Source organism: Flavobacterium lipolyticum, from assembly GCF_020905335.1.
Lineage (GTDB): Bacteria > Bacteroidota > Bacteroidia > Flavobacteriales > Flavobacteriaceae > Flavobacterium > Flavobacterium lipolyticum.
The window spans coordinates 1,288,333-1,306,862 of record NZ_JAJJMN010000001.1 but is presented as its reverse complement, the minus strand read 5'-3'; the positions used below and the strand labels follow the sequence as shown (position 1 = coordinate 1,306,862).

At 38.5% G+C, this 18,530-nt stretch carries 11 protein-coding genes, 3 tRNA genes and 3 rRNA genes; 9 read left to right on the top strand and 8 right to left on the bottom strand.

Annotated features, from left to right (window positions below):
* Nucleotides 1-639: 639 nt before the first annotated feature.
* The 5 genes from LNQ34_RS05870 to rrf all read left to right on the top strand — a co-directional run bounded on the left by LNQ34_RS05870 (nt 640) and on the right by rrf (nt 5,977).
* Nucleotides 640-2,153, top strand: a 16S ribosomal RNA gene (locus LNQ34_RS05870).
* 126 nt (nt 2,154-2,279) lie between these two features.
* Nucleotides 2,280-2,353 (top strand) — tRNA-Ile (locus tag LNQ34_RS05865).
* 147 nt (nt 2,354-2,500) lie between these two features.
* Nucleotides 2,501-2,574, top strand: a tRNA-Ala gene (locus LNQ34_RS05860).
* 214 nt (nt 2,575-2,788) lie between these two features.
* Nucleotides 2,789-5,669, top strand: a 23S ribosomal RNA gene (locus LNQ34_RS05855).
* Nucleotides 5,670-5,867: 198 nt separating this feature from the next.
* A 5S ribosomal RNA gene (rrf, locus tag LNQ34_RS05850) occupies nt 5,868-5,977 on the top strand.
* Together the 16S, 23S and 5S rRNA genes with 2 tRNA genes alongside form the textbook arrangement of a ribosomal RNA operon.
* A gap of 884 nt (nt 5,978-6,861) precedes the next feature.
* Here the strand turns inward: rrf and LNQ34_RS05845 are convergent.
* Nucleotides 6,862-7,323: an Lrp/AsnC family transcriptional regulator gene (locus LNQ34_RS05845; RefSeq protein WP_202704487.1), complete on the bottom strand. Its 462-nt coding sequence runs from the start codon at nt 7,321-7,323 to the stop codon at nt 6,862-6,864.
* A gap of 121 nt (nt 7,324-7,444) precedes the next feature.
* Here LNQ34_RS05845 and LNQ34_RS05840 point away from each other — a divergent pair, with 121 nt between their 5' ends.
* On the top strand, nt 7,445-8,674 hold the full coding sequence (locus LNQ34_RS05840) for an aminotransferase class V-fold PLP-dependent enzyme (RefSeq protein ID WP_229998944.1): 1,230 nt from the start codon (nt 7,445-7,447) through the stop codon (nt 8,672-8,674).
* A 250-nt stretch (nt 8,675-8,924) separates the two neighbouring features.
* Here the strand turns inward: LNQ34_RS05840 and LNQ34_RS05835 are convergent, their stop codons facing one another.
* The 4 genes from LNQ34_RS05835 to LNQ34_RS05820 all read right to left on the bottom strand — a co-directional run bounded on the left by LNQ34_RS05835 (nt 8,925) and on the right by LNQ34_RS05820 (nt 12,391).
* Nucleotides 8,925-9,602, bottom strand: coding sequence for a hypothetical protein (locus LNQ34_RS05835; protein ID WP_229998943.1), 678 nt, complete (start codon nt 9,600-9,602; stop codon nt 8,925-8,927).
* A gap of 39 nt (nt 9,603-9,641) precedes the next feature.
* Nucleotides 9,642-10,667 (bottom strand): ATP-binding protein, encoded by a 1,026-nt coding sequence (locus LNQ34_RS05830; protein ID WP_229998942.1) that lies wholly within the window; start codon nt 10,665-10,667, stop codon nt 9,642-9,644.
* 244 nt (nt 10,668-10,911) lie between these two features.
* Nucleotides 10,912-10,986, bottom strand: a tRNA-Val gene (locus LNQ34_RS05825).
* A 178-nt stretch (nt 10,987-11,164) separates the two neighbouring features.
* Nucleotides 11,165-12,391 (bottom strand): bifunctional folylpolyglutamate synthase/dihydrofolate synthase, encoded by a 1,227-nt coding sequence (locus LNQ34_RS05820; RefSeq protein ID WP_229998941.1) that lies wholly within the window; start codon nt 12,389-12,391, stop codon nt 11,165-11,167.
* A 131-nt stretch (nt 12,392-12,522) separates the two neighbouring features.
* Here LNQ34_RS05820 and LNQ34_RS05815 point away from each other — a divergent pair, with 131 nt between their 5' ends.
* Nucleotides 12,523-13,215: a MotA/TolQ/ExbB proton channel family protein gene (locus LNQ34_RS05815; RefSeq protein WP_017498783.1), complete on the top strand. Its 693-nt coding sequence runs from the start codon at nt 12,523-12,525 to the stop codon at nt 13,213-13,215.
* Between the two features lie 3 nt (nt 13,216-13,218).
* The gene (locus tag LNQ34_RS05810) at nt 13,219-13,614 is read left to right on the top strand and encodes an ExbD/TolR family protein (RefSeq protein WP_026110223.1); all 396 of its coding nucleotides are present in this window, start codon (nt 13,219-13,221) and stop codon (nt 13,612-13,614) included.
* Nucleotides 13,615-13,750: 136 nt separating this feature from the next.
* Here LNQ34_RS05810 and LNQ34_RS05805 read toward each other — a convergent pair whose 3' ends face one another.
* The 3 genes from LNQ34_RS05805 to LNQ34_RS05795 all read right to left on the bottom strand — a co-directional run bounded on the left by LNQ34_RS05805 (nt 13,751) and on the right by LNQ34_RS05795 (nt 16,831).
* Nucleotides 13,751-14,647, bottom strand: a complete 897-nt coding sequence (locus LNQ34_RS05805; protein WP_229998940.1) for an energy transducer TonB — start codon at nt 14,645-14,647, stop codon at nt 13,751-13,753.
* A gap of 238 nt (nt 14,648-14,885) precedes the next feature.
* Nucleotides 14,886-16,112 carry a Glu/Leu/Phe/Val dehydrogenase dimerization domain-containing protein gene (locus LNQ34_RS05800; protein ID WP_229998939.1) on the bottom strand — a complete coding sequence of 409 codons (1,227 nt, stop codon included), beginning with the start codon at nt 16,110-16,112 and terminating at the stop codon, nt 14,886-14,888.
* 143 nt (nt 16,113-16,255) lie between these two features.
* Complete coding sequence (locus tag LNQ34_RS05795; protein WP_202703411.1) at nt 16,256-16,831, bottom strand: chalcone isomerase family protein; 576 nt, start codon at nt 16,829-16,831, stop codon at nt 16,256-16,258.
* Nucleotides 16,832-17,323: 492 nt separating this feature from the next.
* On the opposite strand from LNQ34_RS05795, the gene LNQ34_RS05790 reads away from it, so the two are divergent.
* Nucleotides 17,324-18,466, top strand: coding sequence for an acyl-CoA dehydrogenase (locus LNQ34_RS05790; RefSeq protein ID WP_026110222.1), 1,143 nt, complete (start codon nt 17,324-17,326; stop codon nt 18,464-18,466).
* Nucleotides 18,467-18,530: the final 64 nt, after the last annotated feature.

Genomic DNA, 18,530 nt, shown 5'->3' with positions numbered 1-18,530 from the left:
GATTAAAATTTGGCAATAAATAATGAAATATGTTGAGAATGATGTAAAAAAGGAATAATGTTCAAGGGTAATATTGTGATAGATATGTATGAATGAAGAAAAATCCTATGATTCTAAAAGAAATAAGAAGGTGTAAAGGGTGTGTTATCAGACTGTTAAGAAGAATTTTTAAAAAAGATTAAAAATAAGTTTAGAAAAAGCTTGTGAAAGCGGATAAAGTGCCTACTTTTGCACCCGCAACAGCGATAAACGTTCACCGAAATACTGACAAGCAAACGAATTAAGACGAAAAGAAATTTTCAAAAAAAGATTCCAAAAAGCTTGCGAGATTCGAAAACGGGTATTACATTTGCACCCCGCAAAACATGGGAAGTTCATTGAAAGATTGGTTAGGAGGGAAGTTAAAAACGAAAAGAAATTTTCTAAAAAAAACTTCAAAAAACTCTTGCCGATTAGAAATAAGTTTTCTACTTTTGCACCCGCTTTGAGAGACAAGCGAAACAATAAAAAGAACACGTTCGTTGACATATTGAATTGACAGCCGTTTCGATGAAAATCGGAACAAAAGAATAAGAGTAATAGAATCGTAAGATTCGAAAAGAACCGATAGATATTCATCGCAATATAATATAAAAATATACGATGAAGAGTTTGATCCTGGCTCAGGATGAACGCTAGCGGCAGGCTTAACACATGCAAGTCGAGGGGTATATGTCTTCGGATATAGAGACCGGCGCACGGGTGCGTAACGCGTATGCAATCTACCTTTTACAGAGGGATAGCCCAGAGAAATTTGGATTAATACCTCATAGCATAGCAGTCTCGCATGAGATCACTATTAAAGTCACAACGGTAAAAGATGAGCATGCGTCCCATTAGCTAGTTGGTAAGGTAACGGCTTACCAAGGCTACGATGGGTAGGGGTCCTGAGAGGGAGATCCCCCACACTGGTACTGAGACACGGACCAGACTCCTACGGGAGGCAGCAGTGAGGAATATTGGACAATGGGCGCAAGCCTGATCCAGCCATGCCGCGTGCAGGATGACGGTCCTATGGATTGTAAACTGCTTTTGTACGAGAAGAAACACCCCGACGTGTCGGGACTTGACGGTATCGTAAGAATAAGGATCGGCTAACTCCGTGCCAGCAGCCGCGGTAATACGGAGGATCCAAGCGTTATCCGGAATCATTGGGTTTAAAGGGTCCGTAGGCGGTTTAGTAAGTCAGTGGTGAAAGCCCATCGCTCAACGGTGGAACGGCCATTGATACTGCTAAACTTGAATTATTAGGAAGTAACTAGAATATGTAGTGTAGCGGTGAAATGCTTAGAGATTACATGGAATACCAATTGCGAAGGCAGGTTACTACTAATGGATTGACGCTGATGGACGAAAGCGTGGGTAGCGAACAGGATTAGATACCCTGGTAGTCCACGCCGTAAACGATGGATACTAGCTGTTGGAAGCAATTTCAGTGGCTAAGCGAAAGTGATAAGTATCCCACCTGGGGAGTACGTTCGCAAGAATGAAACTCAAAGGAATTGACGGGGGCCCGCACAAGCGGTGGAGCATGTGGTTTAATTCGATGATACGCGAGGAACCTTACCAAGGCTTAAATGTAGTTTGACCGGTTTGGAAACAGATCTTTCGCAAGACAAATTACAAGGTGCTGCATGGTTGTCGTCAGCTCGTGCCGTGAGGTGTCAGGTTAAGTCCTATAACGAGCGCAACCCCTGTTGTTAGTTGCCAGCGAGTGAAGTCGGGAACTCTAACAAGACTGCCAGTGCAAACTGTGAGGAAGGTGGGGATGACGTCAAATCATCACGGCCCTTACGCCTTGGGCTACACACGTGCTACAATGGCCGGTACAGAGAGCAGCCACTGGGTGACCAGGAGCGAATCTATAAAACCGGTCACAGTTCGGATCGGAGTCTGCAACTCGACTCCGTGAAGCTGGAATCGCTAGTAATCGGATATCAGCCATGATCCGGTGAATACGTTCCCGGGCCTTGTACACACCGCCCGTCAAGCCATGGAAGCTGGGGGTGCCTGAAGTCGGTGACCGCAAGGAGCTGCCTAGGGTAAAACTGGTAACTAGGGCTAAGTCGTAACAAGGTAGCCGTACCGGAAGGTGCGGCTGGAACACCTCCTTTCTAGAGCCTTAATGTTAGCCTAGTGCACGTTAAGGAAAAAAGATGATTATTTATGGGTCTCTGAATTGGAGATTGTATTACTCTTGCTGTTAATTTAAAAAAATGAAAAGAATTAAGTAAAAACAGAGTCTCGTAGCTCAGCTGGTTAGAGTACTACACTGATAATGTAGGGGTCGGCAGTTCGAGTCTGCCCGGGACTACTTTTTAAAACAATTGACAATTGATAATTAACAATTGATAATTAATAACTAAAAAGACTGTAAGTTTAATTTAAAAGGAAATTTTAGAGGTTGAGTGACCGTTTTAAGTACTGTTAACTGAGAACTGTTAACTGACAACTAAAAAATGGGGGATTAGCTCAGCTGGCTAGAGCGCCTGCCTTGCACGCAGGAGGTCAACGGTTCGACTCCGTTATTCTCCACTAAGGGCTATAAGCTATAAGCTGTAGGCCGTAAGCTAAAAAGCTTAAAGCGTATTGCTTAAAGCCTAAAGCGAAACAAAGTTCATTGACATATTGAGATAAGAAAATAATAAGAAAGTAGAAAAAACACTTTTAGACGAAAGTCTTAAAGTTGAAAGTCGAAAGTCTTCGGGCTTTATGACTTTAGACTTTATAACTTTAGACTAAAAAAGTACAATAAGCAAAATAAGGGCGTATGGGGGATGCCTAGGCTCTCAGAGGCGAAGAAGGACGTGATAAGCTGCGAAAAGCTACGGGGACGAGCACACATCGATTGATCCGTAGATATCCGAATGGGGCAACCCACTATGTTGAAGACATAGTACACCGATAGGTGGGCAAACCCGCTGAACTGAAACATCTAAGTAGGCGGAGGAGAAGAAAACAAAAGTGATTCCGTAAGTAGTGGCGAGCGAACGCGGATTAGCCCAAACCAATGATGTTACGGCATTGTTGGGGTTGTAGGACCACGACATTTTATGTACAAGGAACCAGAATCGACTGGAAAGTCGAGCCATAGAGAGTGATAGCCTCGTATGGGTAACAAGTATAATAGATAGTGGTATCCTGAGTAGGGCGGGGCACGTGAAACCCTGTCTGAATTTGGCGGGACCATCCGCTAAGGCTAAATACTCCTGAGAGACCGATAGTGAACCAGTACCGTGAGGGAAAGGTGAAAAGAACCGTGAATAACGGAGTGAAATAGATCCTGAAACCATACGCTTACAAGCGGTCGGAGCCCTTTAGTGGGGTGACGGCGTGCCTTTTGCATAATGAGCCTACGAGTTAACGTTGCTGGCAAGGTTAAGTGATTAAGTCACGGATCCGTAGCGAAAGCGAGTCTGAATAGGGCGCTTTAGTCAGTAGTGTTAGACGCGAAACCGTGTGATCTACCCATGGGCAGGATGAAGCGCTGGTAACACAGTGTGGAGGTCCGAACCGGTTGACGTTGAAAAGTCTTCGGATGACCTGTGGGTAGGGGTGAAAGGCCAATCAAACTCGGAAATAGCTCGTACTCCCCGAAATGCATTTAGGTGCAGCGTTATTTTAGTTATATAGAGGTAGAGCTACTGATTGGATGCGGGGGCTTCACCGCCTACCAATTCCTGACAAACTCCGAATGCTATATAATGATTGATAACAGTGAGGGCTTGGGTGCTAAGGTCCAAGTCCGAGAGGGAAAGAACCCAGACCATCAGCTAAGGTCCCCAAATATATGCTAAGTTGAAAGAACGAGGTTTGTCTGCCCAGACAGCTAGGATGTTGGCTTGGAAGCAGCCATTCATTTAAAGAGTGCGTAACAGCTCACTAGTCGAGCGGACGAGCATGGATAATAATCGGGCATAAGCATATTACCGAAGCTATGGATTTTGTAGTAATACAAAGTGGTAGGGGAGCATTCTAACAGGGTTGAAGGTGTATCGTAAGGTATGCTGGACTGGTTAGAAAAGAAAATGTAGGCATAAGTAACGATAATGCGGGCGAGAAACCCGCACACCGAAAAACTAAGGTTTCCACAGCTATGCTAATCAGCTGTGGGTTAGTCTGGTCCTAAGGCGAACCCGAAAGGGACAGTCGATGGCCAACGGGTTAATATTCCCGTACTACTAATTACTGTGATGGGGTGACGGAGTGATGAAAGCGCCGCGAACTGACGGAATAGTTCGTTGAAGTACCTAGCTATATTCTCTATAGGCAAATCCGTAGAGAATGGTGAAATACGATAGTACTCGGAGTCTTCGGACAAAGAGATAGTGCGCCTAAGGGCTTCCAAGAAAAACCTCTAAACTTCAGGTAATTAGTACCAGTACCGTAAACCGACACAGGTAGTTGAGGAGAGAATCCTAAGGTGCTCGAGAGATTCATGGCTAAGGAATTAGGCAAAATAGACCCGTAACTTCGGGAGAAGGGTCGCCCCGAGTAATCGGGGCCGCAGTGAAGAGGTCCAGGCGACTGTTTATCAAAAACACAGGGCTCTGCAAAATCGTAAGATGAAGTATAGGGCCTGACACCTGCCCGGTGCTGGAAGGTTAAGAGGAGATGTTATCTTCGGAGAAGCATTGAATTGAAGCCCCAGTAAACGGCGGCCGTAACTATAACGGTCCTAAGGTAGCGAAATTCCTTGTCGGGTAAGTTCCGACCTGCACGAATGGTGTAACGATCTGGACACTGTCTCAGCCATGAGCTCGGTGAAATTGTAGTAACGGTGAAGATGCCGTTTACCCGCAGTGGGACGAAAAGACCCTGTGCACCTTTACTATAGCTTAGTATTGACCTTGGATAAATGATGTGTAGGATAGGTTGGAGACTGTGAAGTGGCGTCGCCAGGCGTTGTGGAGTCATTGTTGAAATACAACCCTTTGTTTATCTGAGGCCTAACTCTTCGATGAAGAGGACAGTGCTTGGTGGGTAGTTTGACTGGGGTGGTCGCCTCCAAAAGAGTAACGGAGGCTTCTAAAGGTTCCCTCAGTACGCTTGGTAACCGTGCGTAGAGTGCAATGGCATAAGGGAGCTTGACTGAGAGACATACAGGTCGATCAGGTACGAAAGTAGAGCATAGTGATCCGGTGGTTCCGCATGGAAGGGCCATCGCTCAAAGGATAAAAGGTACGCCGGGGATAACAGGCTGATCTCCCCCAAGAGCTCATATCGACGGGGGGGTTTGGCACCTCGATGTCGGCTCGTCACATCCTGGGGCTGGAGAAGGTCCCAAGGGTTGGGCTGTTCGCCCATTAAAGTGGCACGCGAGCTGGGTTCAGAACGTCGTGAGACAGTTCGGTCTCTATCTACTGTGGGCGTTAGAAATTTGAGTGGATCTGATTCTAGTACGAGAGGACCGAATTGGACAAACCTCTAGTGTATCTGTTGTCCCGCCAGGGGCACCGCAGAGTAGCTACGTTTGGAAGGGATAAGCGCTGAAAGCATATAAGCGCGAAACCCACCACAAGATGAGATTTCTTTTAAGGATCGTGGAAGATGACCACGTTGATAGGCTATAGATGTAAAGGCAGTAATGTCATAGTCGAGTAGTACTAATAATCCGTAAGCTTATGTACACCCTTTTCCCTCCGAGCAATCGGAGGGAGGAAACTTTCTCTCTTCGACTCCAGCTCAGAGCTGAGTGAAGTCTTATTTGTTTCTTTATCTCAGTATGTTAAAATATTGTCCGCACGCGGAAAGTGACTAGTGAAGAGTGACTAGTAAAGAGTCTAAGGACTAATTACTAAGGGCTAATAACTAATTACTAATGACCTTAAGGTGGTTATTGCGGCGGGGCTCACCTCTTCCCATCCCGAACAGAGAAGTTAAGCCCGCCTGCGCAGATGGTACTGCAGTTATGTGGGAGAGTATGTCGTCGCCTTTCTTTTAAGAACCCTATCCAAATCGGATAGGGTTTTTTGTTTTATAACGTTTTTTAAATCTTTGCGTGCTTTGTGTAAACCTTCGCGCTCTTTGCGGTTCAAAAAAAATAACACACGGATGATACGGATTCGCTAGGCGAAAACGCGGATTGGAAGGGATTTTTTATTGGATTCAAATTGCTTTTGCCCTTTCAGGGCGAAAATGACATTATTTTTATTTATTTCATGGTGCTTTGCGCCATGCTCTTGCTTTTCGGGCTTTCAGCCCTTTTTTCTTGCGTGCTTTGCGTAAACCTTCGCGCTCTTTGCGGTAAAAAAAAAATAGTACGCGAACAGATACAGATTCGCCAGGCGAAAACGCGGATTGGAACGGATTTTTTTTGATTTGTAGAGATGGAAATTGCTTTTGCCCTTTCAAGGCGATAGTTGCTGTTCATTTTGGTTCAGATATAGTGCCTCGCATCATGCTCTTTGCTTTTGGGGCTTTCAGCCCTTTTTCCTTGTGTGCTTTGCGTAAATCTTCGCGCTCTTTGCGGTTAAAAACTATAGTCCCTTTTTTCTTTAAATATTCTTTTTATCGTTGACTGCGTTAGGGATGGGAGCGATATCCTTTTGCGATGACCGTATATTTAAAAAATCCCTGAAACTTCTATCGCAAAAGATTTAGCGGACAGCCCGACCCAAAGGGGAACGCCATAATAATTAGCTAACACGAAAAAATGAATATGCAACCGTATAGAGAATGCGTAGTTGAGATGTTTTTTAAGTGTTTTTAGTACTTTATTTTTAGTTTTATCTGGAGAGTAAGGTTTCTTGCTTGTTTTAGATGAGAAAAGCGATTTAAATCGCCTGTTTTGAAGTGGTTTTTATGGGAAGTAGTATAGGGTTAAATTGCTACATCGTAGCCAACTTTTACCTTGTCCATTATTACATGAGTGTAGAAATGTTTAACATTAGGATCGTCCATTAGCCATTTTTTGGCAAAAGATTCGTAATGCTGCATGTCTTTTGTGTTTACAATAATGACAAAATCATAGGTACCGGTGACGAAATAACATTGCATCACTTCGTGGCATTTCCGCATAGAGTTCTTAAATTTTTCTAAGGCTTTTGAATTTCCGTCCGCTAGAATAATGTCTACTACGCAAGTAATCGTTAAGCCAATAATGCTTGGTGCTATTATCGATATATCAGCCTCTATTATTTTATTTTCTCTTAATCTTGCTAATCTTCTTTGTACGGCTGAACTGCTTAAATTCACTAAGTCGCCAAGTTCTTGCGCAGTCAATCTATTGTTTTTTTGAATGTATTGTAAAATTTTTTTGTCGTATTCGTCGAGTGCTTGCATTTTTTACCTGATTTTCAAGTAAATTTAGGTTAAATTAGTTATTTGTAGTATTTATTCGCGGAAATAAAGCAGGAAGGTATAAGTAGTTTTGTGTTGTAATATTTAACATAAAAGAAGAATAATGAAAAGAAATGAAAGTGTTTTTTCTGAAGAAGAAATCGAAAAGTTTAGAAGTGAAACAATTGGGTGTGAAAATGTAAACCATCTTAACAATGCTGGTGCAGGTCTAATGCCTGATGTGGTAACTCGATCTATTTTGGAACATGTAAAGTTAGAGTCTGAAATTGGGGGGTATGAGGCTGCAGCTTTGAAGGCAGATGTAATAAAGGAATTTTACGCTCAGGCGGGAAAATTAGTTAATTGTAATCCGTCGAATATTGCTTTTACGGCGAGTGCTACGGATTCTTATACCCGTGCGTTGTCTTCTATTCCTTTTTTGATGGGTGATGTAATTTTGACTGATAATGATGATTTTATTTCGAATCAAATTCAGTTTATTTCATGTCAGAAACGATTTGGAATAAAAATAGTAAGAATAAAGAATGCTGAGGCCGGAGGTGTTGATCTGAAAGATCTCGAGGAAAAATTATTTTCTCTTCAGCCAAGATTACTGGCTATAACGCATATTCCAACCAATTCCGGTTTGGTTCAGCCTGTTAAAAGTATAGGTGAAATATACGATCGTTATGCCAAAGTGCATATTGATAAAACCTGGTATATTTTGGATGCTTGTCAATCAGTAGGGCAATTGAAATTGGATGTTGAGGAATTGAAATGTGATTTTTTAAGTATTACGGTAAGGAAATTTTTGAGAGGTCCGCGTGGCACTGGGTTTTTGTATGTTTCGGACAAGGTTCTTGAGTCTGGACTCGAGCCTTTGTTTATTGATATGAGAGGTGCTGATTGGATTGAAAAAGATGAATATAAACAACAACCGGACGCTAAACGTTTTGAAGATTGGGAATTTGCTTATGCTCTTGTTTTGGGAAGTAAAGCTGCTATTGAATATTGTTTAAGTATTGGAGAGGATAGAATTTGGAGGCAAATACAGTTGTTGTCAAAATATATGAGAGACGAACTGGCTAAAATTTCTAAAGTTAGGGTTTTGGATAAAGGACCTGAACTTGGAGGCCTGGTGACATTTTTTGTCGAGGATTCTCAACCAAAATATATTGTTGATGAGTTACTGAAGAGAAAAATAAATGTGGTTCCGAGTTTTAGAAATTTCGCTGTTATTGATTTTGATGAAAAGGGGGTGAAATGGGCAGTGAGAGCATCTCCTCATTATTATAATACTTTCGATGAAATTGATTTGTTTATCGAGGCAGTTAAGGAAATTGTGTCTGTTTAATATGGTCAATATGTAGTGAAAAATAGCACAAAAAACTCCTTAATTTCTTAAGGAGTTTTTTGTGGAGTGTCAGGGTTCACAGTCGAACACTTAATACCTGTTTTAACATTTTTTTGAAACTTTAAAATGAAGTGCTAACGAACATATTGTGGTTTATCTAGGTTATGAATTTTAACTAGGATGTATCTATCAAAAGAGATATATAAAATAAAAACTCTAATTCAAATATATCAATCTTTCAAAAAAGCGGTTAGTTTACGTTTTTTTGAGCCACAAGTCTTATAATTTCCATTTTATCATTTGCGTTCTTTTGAATCCCAATACTAGCATCATAATCCTCATAACCTTCAATCTCTCGCTCCAAAGATTCAATTAATTCAGATTGATATTCTAAATCTTCATTTTCTTCGAATATTTCATCTGTAAAAATCTCGGGAATTAGTCCATCTATATTTTTGGTAATATCCCAAATTTGATTCTCATTAAACTTTTTCGCATTCCTTTTATAATTTGAATGTAGATCTAAACGATATACCTTAAATTTAGTTTTCTTTATGTGAGATTGCCAGAATTCTTTAGATCCTGGACTTGTATGATACTTATCGGACAATAATTTGTAGTTGAATTCATATATAAGAAGTTCAAATAAATATGTCAAATAACCTTGCTTAGGAAATTTAGAATAGCTCCAAACAATTTCAAAATAATCTGTATCGTGATAAGTGTTAATCTCTCCATGAATGAGACAAACAAGATCTCTTTGATTTTTATCAATTAGTTTGAATGTAAGCTTGTCAGTAGAAACTTTGATTTCTTCATACCTTCTTGAACTTACTTCTGTAGGAATATAAATTTCAAAAATCTTATTTTCATAGAGCCTTTCTAAATAGTCATAATCTAAATCTTCCGAATTTTTAATTATTGGCATGTTGTTTGACTAAAATTTTGACTCTTATAGCTAGCCTTGTTAGATTTTCATTAAAAGATCTATCGCCTTTTGTCTAATGTTTCCATATAATTCAATAAAATTGTCTGGAAAAAAGTAAATGAATAAATCGACCTTTTTTTCATGATTCATAAGAGTCTTAGTATCGCTCTTCATCGTCGCGTAAGTTCCATCAGGTTCTGCTTCTAACTTTTCCAGATAACGTTCAATTGATACAATTGGTTGATTTAAAGCTAACTTGCCTTCAAAGAAATCACTATTTTCTAACATTTCCTTTTTGATAATTTGAACTGTTGGTTTTAAAAGTGAGTATGGATTTATACTTATTTCACTCCAAGAAAATATTGTACTTTGAACTCTATGCGAATAGCTTCCATTTCTTGTATTAGGTCCTTGCAGTTCTTCTGAGCAAAATTTATTCAAATCTTTCAAATCATAAGCCTTAGAAACTACTAATAAATCAGTAAATATTTCCGAAAGTTTTTTTTCCTTTTTAGTTAAGTCTTTAATTGATGCAGAAATTATTTGGTTTAGTGAATTTGAATTATGCTTTGACGGTAATGATTTCAGCCAATCATTGATACGGATAGTATCATATGCTGATGCTTCAGTATTGGAAGATCCATTACGATAATAAACTTTTCCAGTTTCAAGCCCTTTCATTCCAGCAACACTTGGCACGATTGGTAATTCATATTTTTCAATTGGAAAGGCTAAATAGTCAAACAATTTATCTCCATACTTAATTGTAGAATATGAAAAGAGAGGTCTAGGTATAACTTTATCTTTTATCTTTTCTTGAAGGATTGCATCGTCAATTGTTTTGGGAATTCCAATCAAAATTGATTCATCGTTTACATTTTTCTTAACTCCAAAAATTATATATGATGTTTCGGTTCTAACTGTATTTGAAAAACTAATTATGTCCTTCACAAATTTTGCTGTAGCATTTGCCTTGTCTTTTTCAAAGTCATACAAATCTGCCTTAAAATCCAAAATTGAACTTTCATTATTTCCTAAATATATTTCAAATTCTTGTACGGTCATGACAAAATTGGTTATAACTCATATAAACACTATCGTATGATGCTTATCTACTTAATATAGGTGTATGTGCATTGAGTAACGATTGAAAATTTTTACAATAATACACAAAAACAGAATATTAGGATTGGTATTTTTAAATAAATTGAATCTTGTTTTTAATACAATAGGAAATATGTAAGGCGGTTTGTAAAGTATAGCAAAAAAACAACGCCATTGGATTCCAATGGCGTTGTTTGTCTTTGTGTGGGCGATGAGGGGTTCGAACCCCCGACCCCCTCGGTGTAAACGAGGTGCTCTGAACCAGCTGAGCTAATCGCCCTATTTTACTAGGTTGCTATCGTTTGTGATTGCGAGTGCAAATATACGCTAGTTTTTGAGTTCTGCAAAGAAAATCGAATAAAAAATAAAACTTTTTTAAAAAGGTTTTGTATCTCTCTGTTTATGAATTTGTTATTAAATTGTTTTTTTGCAGCTTTTTTTGCTCTTGGGACTTTTGTTTAGGCAAGAGGCAATTCAGCGACTACAAAAGTGCTTCCTCCAACGTAAATGAAATCATTTTTTGAAGCATTTTTTCTGGCTGCGACATAAGCATGTTCTACTGAGTCATAATTTTCCCCTATTAAATGGTGCTTTTTAGCGGCTTCATTTAAAATTTCAGTCTTTAGACCCCTGGACGAATTTGGACTGCAAAAATAGTATTGTGCATTTTTAGGAAAAAGAGGTAAAATAGAATCGAGATCTTTGTCGTTTACAACTCCCAGCACAATATGTAAATTTTCGAAACTTTCTTTTTGGATTTGTTTCATTACAACAGCCAGTCCGTGCTGGTTGTGGGCAGTATCACAGATGATCTTTGGGTTTTCTCCCAATTGCTGCCATCTGCCTTGTAAACCGGTATTTTTTACAACCTGTAATAAACCGTTTTTTAGATTTTCGTCTGAGATTTTAAACTCATTTTGAGAATCTAATATTTGGATGGTTTGCTGTACCGTTTTTTTATTGTGAAACTGATAATCGCCAATTAGATCGGAAGGAAAAACTTCTGTGATTAAATCGGAAGCAAAATAAATAGGAGCTTCATTTTCTTTTGCTTTGGCTAAGAATACGGGTTGAGTTTCAAAGGTGTATTCTCCAATGACAACAGGAACATTTGGTTTTATGATTCCGGCTTTTTCACCCGCAATTGCTGCCGGGGTATTTCCTAAAAACTGAGTATGGTCTAAATCGATGTTGGTAATAACGGATGCTAATGGTGTGATTATGTTGGTCGCATCGAGTCTTCCGCCAAGACCAACTTCGATAATAGCAATGTCAGTTTTCTCTGAAGCGAAGTAATCGAAGGCTAGTCCAACAGACATTTCGAAAAAACTCATATCATTGGCTTCAAAAAAGTTTTTGTGTTTGGCTACGAATTGACAAACAAAATCTTCGGAGATTTCCTGTCCATTAATTTTAATTCGTTCTCTAAAATCTTTAAGGTGCGGAGAGGTATACAATCCTACTTTATATCCGGCTTCCTGTAAAACTGAAGCCAGCATGTGCGAGGTCGATCCTTTACCATTGGTTCCGGCAACGTGGATGCATTTTAACTGATCTTGAGGGTTGCCAAGATGTGCGGCCAGCAACTTAATATTAGTCAAATCTTCTTTGTATGCCGAAGCTCCTTGAAGTTGGTACATTGGAAGCTGATTAAACATCCAGTTTGTGGTTTCCTGATAGTTCATTGAATTGAGTTAAAATAGTTTCGAATTGAAATAATTTTCATTTTTTTTAGTTTTATAAGGGAGTGAAAATTATCTTTATTGCAAATTTCAAATATTTTTTAGAATTAATTATTAAAAACAAGAATTAATATATGTTTAGCTACATTCAATTACAAGCTGATACCATCGCAAATGCCTCAAACGTAGTTATCGAAAAGATTGCACCTGAAAATGAAATTTCAATGTTTGGGTTTATTATGAAAGGGGGAGTTTTCTTAATTCCGATTGCACTATTATTATTTTATACTATTTATATCATTTTTGAACGTTACTTATATATCAAAAAAGCATCAAGAATCGATTCGCGATTGATACAGGATGTGGGAGATAAATTAAATGCCGGAAATATTGAATTAGCCAGGACTATTGTAGAAAGAAGCGATACGGCAGCAGGAAATATTCTGAAAGAAGGTGTGCTGGTTATTGGAAGGCCAATTGCTGAGATTGAATCAAACATGGACCGTGCCGCTGATATTGAAATTGGTGAAATGGAAAGAAATTTGGGGCATCTGGGACTTATTGCCGGAATTGCACCTACGCTTGGTTTTATTGGAACTATTTCGGGTGTAATTAAGATTTTCTACAGTATTTCGGTTACTGAAAATATCAGTATCGGAAATATTTCGGGAGGATTGTATGAGAAAATGATCAGCTCGGGTTCCGGATTAATTGTGGGGATTATTGCCTATAGTGCTTATCATTTACTGAATGGAAAAATTGATGATTTTGCGTTGAAGATTCAGAAACAGATATTAGAATTTGTCAATATAATTCAAAGAGCATAAGGTATGTCTATCAAGAGAAAAAGAAGGTTTCATGCTGAAGTGGCGACATCGTCATTAAGTGATATTATGTTTTTCCTGTTGTTGTTTTTCCTTATTATATCAACACTTGCGAATCCTAATGTGATTAAAATGACATTACCGAAAGCCAAAGCCAATGAAAAAACAAATAAACAATTAATTAGTTTGTCTGTTACCGAAGATAAAAAGTTCTATATCGACAAAGTACCTGTTGAATTTGATGCATTGGAAACCACTCTAATGTCGAAAATTGGAGCCGACAAGCAGCAAACTGTAGTGGTTCGAATTCCGTTTAATCTTCAGGTTCAGGATTTAGTTGATGTGTTGCAAATCGGAGTGAAGAATAATTTAAAGTTTGTAATTGCCACCAGTCCGAAGTAAGACAAACACACAGTTTTGTTCTCTTGGGGCGACGGAAAAAAGAATAAACTACTTGATGAAAATAAAAAAGGCTTTCAGAATTTCCTGAAAGCCTTTTTTATGGAAACAGATTTATGTAAATCTGTATAATTTGTGTTTAATCCAGACTGAAATTGTAAATTATTTTTCCAACCTGTTTTGCAGCTGCTTTGTCGTCTGCTGACCATTTTGTGTTCAATGCCGCTATTTTTGCCTGTTCCAGTAAACAGCTTGCGGTATTAGTTGTTCCTTTTATTCCTGCAGTTGCGCTAATGGTTTTGCCATTTTGGTCTACGGTAACTTCTACCACTACTTTTCCTTCTTCATTGCAGGTATATTTTGGTGCCGGTTTAGACAGTGCTTTGCGTCCGTTTAACGAATATCCAGATCCTCCACCGGAACCGCCGCCACTTCCTGGGCCATAACCGCTTCCGTTACCAATTCCATTGCCGGTTCCGTTGCCACCGCCAGTTCCTCCTCCGGAACCTCCCGTTCCATAATATCCGTTCGAACTTAGACTGCCGTTCGCTTTTCCTTTGTTTCCAGCTGCTTTATCATCACCATCCCCGCCTTTATTGGATCCTTTTAAGATACTTGATAAGGCATCGTTTGTAGAATTGGAAACTTTTGGTTTCTCAGGAATCGGTTTCGCTTCCGGTTTTACAACGGGTGTTGCTTTTTTTGGTTTTTCTTTTGTTGGAATTACAACACTTTCGTCGGTTGTGGTATTTTCCTGAGTTAAAATTGCTTCGTCTGGTGTTGATTTTGCCGGAGTTTGTCGGGCTTCGTTTTTTACATTTATAACTTCGCTTTTATAATTTGCTCCCGAGCCTAAATCGCTGTCTCCAAAATTTACCGTAACACCTCCGCCACCTCCGCCGGAAGCCAAAGCCACATTGTTCTCCGGATTGTAAGGAGGCCAAAAGCGTATGAAAAATAACAACGCAATGAGTACTGCATAAATAACAGTAGTGAGTAGTAAGGATTTCTTTTGATCTGAAGAAATGGAACTCATTTTTATTCTGAATTTTGAAATTGTATTAATTAAAAAACGCTTAAAAGTAGTAAAAATTGTTTAGAATAGAAGAGGAGGGGATTTTGTGACTGAATGTTTTTTGCAGGCAGATTTTGCCGATTTGCACAGATTTTGTAATTAATGGGGAAGCGGAATCAAAAAGGATCAGCTGAATTAGCATGAAACATAAAAAAAGGCCAGATGTTCATCCGGCCCGTTTTGATAAAGTATAAAAAAATTATACTAGTTGTTTCAATGCAATTTCAAAAGCAGTTGCACTGATATTTGTTTTGGATGGATTTAAAGTGTGAGCTTTAACAATCGCATTTTTTATAATTTCTGAAGTATCATTGAAAATATCTTCGTCCGTCATCTGAACTTTTTTCTCCATGAAATAAGCAAAAACTCTTGCCATTCCACAGTTTGAAATAAAATCAGGAATCAAACTTACTTTGCGATCCACTTCTTCCATGATCGAACCGAAGAAAATTTCTTTATCAGCAAAAGGAACATTTGCTCCACATGAAATAACTTCTAATCCATTAGCGATTAAGTTGTCGATTTGCTCCTGAGTTACCAATCTTGAAGCCGCACAAGGGGTGAAGATTTCGGCACCAATTGTCCAGATTTTAGTGTTGATTTCGTCAAATGGGATCATGTTATCGGCAACTAATTTGTTTCCGTCTTTATTTAAAAACAAAGTTCTGATTTCTTCAAATGAAAAACCTTCTTCTTTTATTAATCCTCCATCGCGGTCAATAATTCCGATTACTTTAGCACCCATTTCGGCCAAATAGAAAGCGGCAGCTGAACCGACATTTCCAAATCCCTGTACAATTGTTTTTTTACCTTTGATGTCTCCACCGTAAGTGGCATAGAAATGACGAGCTGCTTCGGCAACACCATAACCGGTAATCATGTCGGCAACCGTATATTTTCGGGTTACATCAGGAGAGAACTTTGGGTTTTCGATTACTTTGATAACACCCTGACGCAATTGTCCGATTCTATTAATTTTATCTGCTTCGGTAGGTTTGAAGTGTCCGTTGAAAACGCCTTCCTGCGGATGCCATACACCACATTCTTCGGTCATTGGAATTACTTCGTGAATTTCATCTACATTTAAATCTCCCCCAGTTCCGTAGTAACTTTTTAATAAAGGTGAAACGGCTTTGTACCAACGTTGTAATACTCCTTTTTTACGTGGATCATTTGGGTCAAAATTTATTCCTGATTTGGCACCTCCAATGGCTGGTCCTGAAACAGAAAATTTAACTTCCATGGTTTTGGCCAACGATAAAACTTCATTCATATCTAAGCCTTTTCTCATTCTTGTTCCTCCACCCGCAGCTCCACCGCGCAGTGAGTTGATAACAGTCCATCCTTCGGCTTCTGTTTCGGAATCTTTCCAGTTAAAAACAATTTCAGGTGCTTTATTTTCAAATTGCTGTAATAAATCTTTCATTTTGTTGAGATATGTTTAGTTTGCGTAAAAGTATAAAATAGAATAATGCGAATAATGTATCTCGTGTCAAAATTTTAGCGAAGAGAAAAAAGAAAGCCGAAAACAATACGTTTTCGGCTTTAGAATTTTATAAATCTAACAAATTAGATTCCTAATAAGTGTTTTTTTAATGTCTCATCAACGGGTTTGTCTGAAAGCCAGATTCCGAATAATGCTTTTTTGAAATCAAATCCAGGAATTTTTCCTTTCAAAACTTCATTTTTGTAAACATTGACTGTTTGATCAAGCGGATTATAAGCAAGAACAAATACATCTTTTTCAGTAATCATGTCACTTAAAAAAGTTTTAAATTCTTCGATTCGGGGACGTAATTGCGTAAGATTGCTTCCCGTAGATTTTTCGAAACCGGCATTCATCGCTTTGGTCAGTTTACTTGAAGAAACCATTGAAGAGGTAATTTCAATTCGGATTGCCATTTCGGTATCGCTGTCAATAATAAATTGTGGATCCTGACTTAGCTGCGATAAATATAAGGCCTGAACATAAACTTCCAACCACATTTTTGATCGGCCTCCAGCACCATTAAGCTGTAAAGTTTTGCCTTGAAATTCAATTTTTCTTGGAACTGTTACGCCATTCACATCAAGCTGAGTCTGGGCTGAAACGGTTGAGAATTGTATACTAAAAAGGAATGTAAGTAGAAGTAAACTTTTTTTCATGTTTTATGGAAATTATAATTATTGAGCAAAAATAATGTTAATTTATCAATTTTATAGCGTTCTTAAATATGTTTTTTTTGACTCAATTTTGCTTTTTTTGTTTGTATAAGATTAGTAATCAAATTAGTAAGAGTTGTTTTACGGGAAACCGTATATTTTAAGAATTGTTTAATCTTTTGAAAAAACTAAACTTTACTAAAATTTTAGAATCGGACTTTTTTGATCGTGTATTTTATTCTTGTTTTTTAGAGTAATGATTGCAAATTTGATGCGTGTTACGCTAAATTTTTAAGATTATAACGAAAACGTTATCGTAATTATTGCCGATCTAGTAAATTTATATGCGCGCATTGTTAAACTCACTTTTAAAATTTATCTTTGGAAGCCTTTTTACAGAAAAGAGCAATTCAAAAAAACAAAACAAAAATAACCGTCATCTTAATTTCGATATTTTAAATCGGGTTAAGCTGAGAAAAATAAAACAGGATAACTATGGATTTTAATCTTACCGAAGAACATTTAATGATTCAACAAGCTGCAAGAGATTTTGCTCAAAACGAATTGCTGCCGGGAGTTATTGAACGTGACGAAAAACAAATTTTTCCGACAGAACAAATAAAAAAAATGGGGCAATTAGGATTCCTGGGAATGATGGTTGATCCTAAATATGGAGGAAGCGGACTGGATGCCATTTCTTATGTAATTGCGATGGAAGAAATTTCAAAAGTAGATGCATCAGCTTCTGTAGTGATGTCTGTAAACAACTCATTAGTTTGTTGGGGACTGCAGGAATTTGGAACTGAAGAACAAAAACAAAAGTATTTACCAGGTTTAGCATCAGGAGAGATTCACGGAGCATTTTGTTTGAGTGAGCCTGAGGCGGGTAGTGATGCTACTTCACAAAAAACAACTGCGGTTGATATGGGAGATCACTATTTGGTAAACGGAACGAAAAACTGGATTACCAACGGAAATACAGCATCTGTTTATTTAGTGATTGCACAAACGGATCCGGAGAAAAGACACAAAGGAATCAACGCTTTGATCATGACGAAAGACATGCCAGGCTTTTCTATTGGGCCAAAAGAACAAAAAATGGGAATCCGTGGTTCTGATACACACTCTTTAATGTTTAGTGATGTAAAAGTTCCTAAAGAAAACAGAATCGGAGAAGACGGTTTCGGATTTAAATTTGCCATGAAAACGCTTGCCGGAGGGCGTATCGGAATTGCTTCTCAGGCTTTAGGAATTGCTTCAGGAGCTTATGAACTGGCTTTAAAATATTCTAAAGAGCGTAAAGCTTTTGGAACTGAAATTTGCAACCACCAGGCCATTGCTTTTAAATTGGCAGATATGGCGGTTAATATTGAAGCAGCACGTCATTTGTGTATGAAAGCAGCTTGGGATAAAGACCAACATAAAAATTATGATGTAAGTGGTGCGATGGCGAAATTGTTTGCATCGCAAGTAGCAATGGATACCGCTGTTGAAGCGGTTCAGATTCATGGAGGTAACGGTTACGTAAAAGAGTACCATGTAGAGCGTTTAATGCGTGATGCAAAAATTACTCAGATTTACGAAGGAACTTCAGAAATTCAGAAAATTGTAATTTCAAGAGCTGTTATTGCAGGATAAATCTCTTCGAAACTTTGATAATCCAAACCCTTTCAGACTCTTCGATGTCTGAAAGGGTTTTTGT

What these genes read in the sequence shown, in the direction of transcription:
- LNQ34_RS05845 (WP_202704487.1), bottom strand. Translation starts at nt 7,323, where the DNA reads ATGCAAGCACTCGACGAATACGACAAAAAAATTTTACAATACATTCAA.
- LNQ34_RS05840 (WP_229998944.1), top strand. Translation starts at nt 7,445, where the DNA reads ATGAAAAGAAATGAAAGTGTTTTTTCTGAAGAAGAAATCGAAAAGTTT.
- LNQ34_RS05835 (WP_229998943.1), bottom strand. Translation starts at nt 9,602, where the DNA reads ATGCCAATAATTAAAAATTCGGAAGATTTAGATTATGACTATTTAGAA.
- LNQ34_RS05830 (WP_229998942.1), bottom strand. Translation starts at nt 10,667, where the DNA reads ATGACCGTACAAGAATTTGAAATATATTTAGGAAATAATGAAAGTTCA.
- LNQ34_RS05820 (WP_229998941.1), bottom strand. Translation starts at nt 12,391, where the DNA reads ATGAACTATCAGGAAACCACAAACTGGATGTTTAATCAGCTTCCAATG.
- LNQ34_RS05815 (WP_017498783.1), top strand. Translation starts at nt 12,523, where the DNA reads ATGTTTAGCTACATTCAATTACAAGCTGATACCATCGCAAATGCCTCA.
- LNQ34_RS05810 (WP_026110223.1), top strand. Translation starts at nt 13,219, where the DNA reads ATGTCTATCAAGAGAAAAAGAAGGTTTCATGCTGAAGTGGCGACATCG.
- LNQ34_RS05805 (WP_229998940.1), bottom strand. Translation starts at nt 14,647, where the DNA reads ATGAGTTCCATTTCTTCAGATCAAAAGAAATCCTTACTACTCACTACT.
- LNQ34_RS05800 (WP_229998939.1), bottom strand. Translation starts at nt 16,112, where the DNA reads ATGAAAGATTTATTACAGCAATTTGAAAATAAAGCACCTGAAATTGTT.
- LNQ34_RS05795 (WP_202703411.1), bottom strand. Translation starts at nt 16,831, where the DNA reads ATGAAAAAAAGTTTACTTCTACTTACATTCCTTTTTAGTATACAATTC.
- LNQ34_RS05790 (WP_026110222.1), top strand. Translation starts at nt 17,324, where the DNA reads ATGGATTTTAATCTTACCGAAGAACATTTAATGATTCAACAAGCTGCA.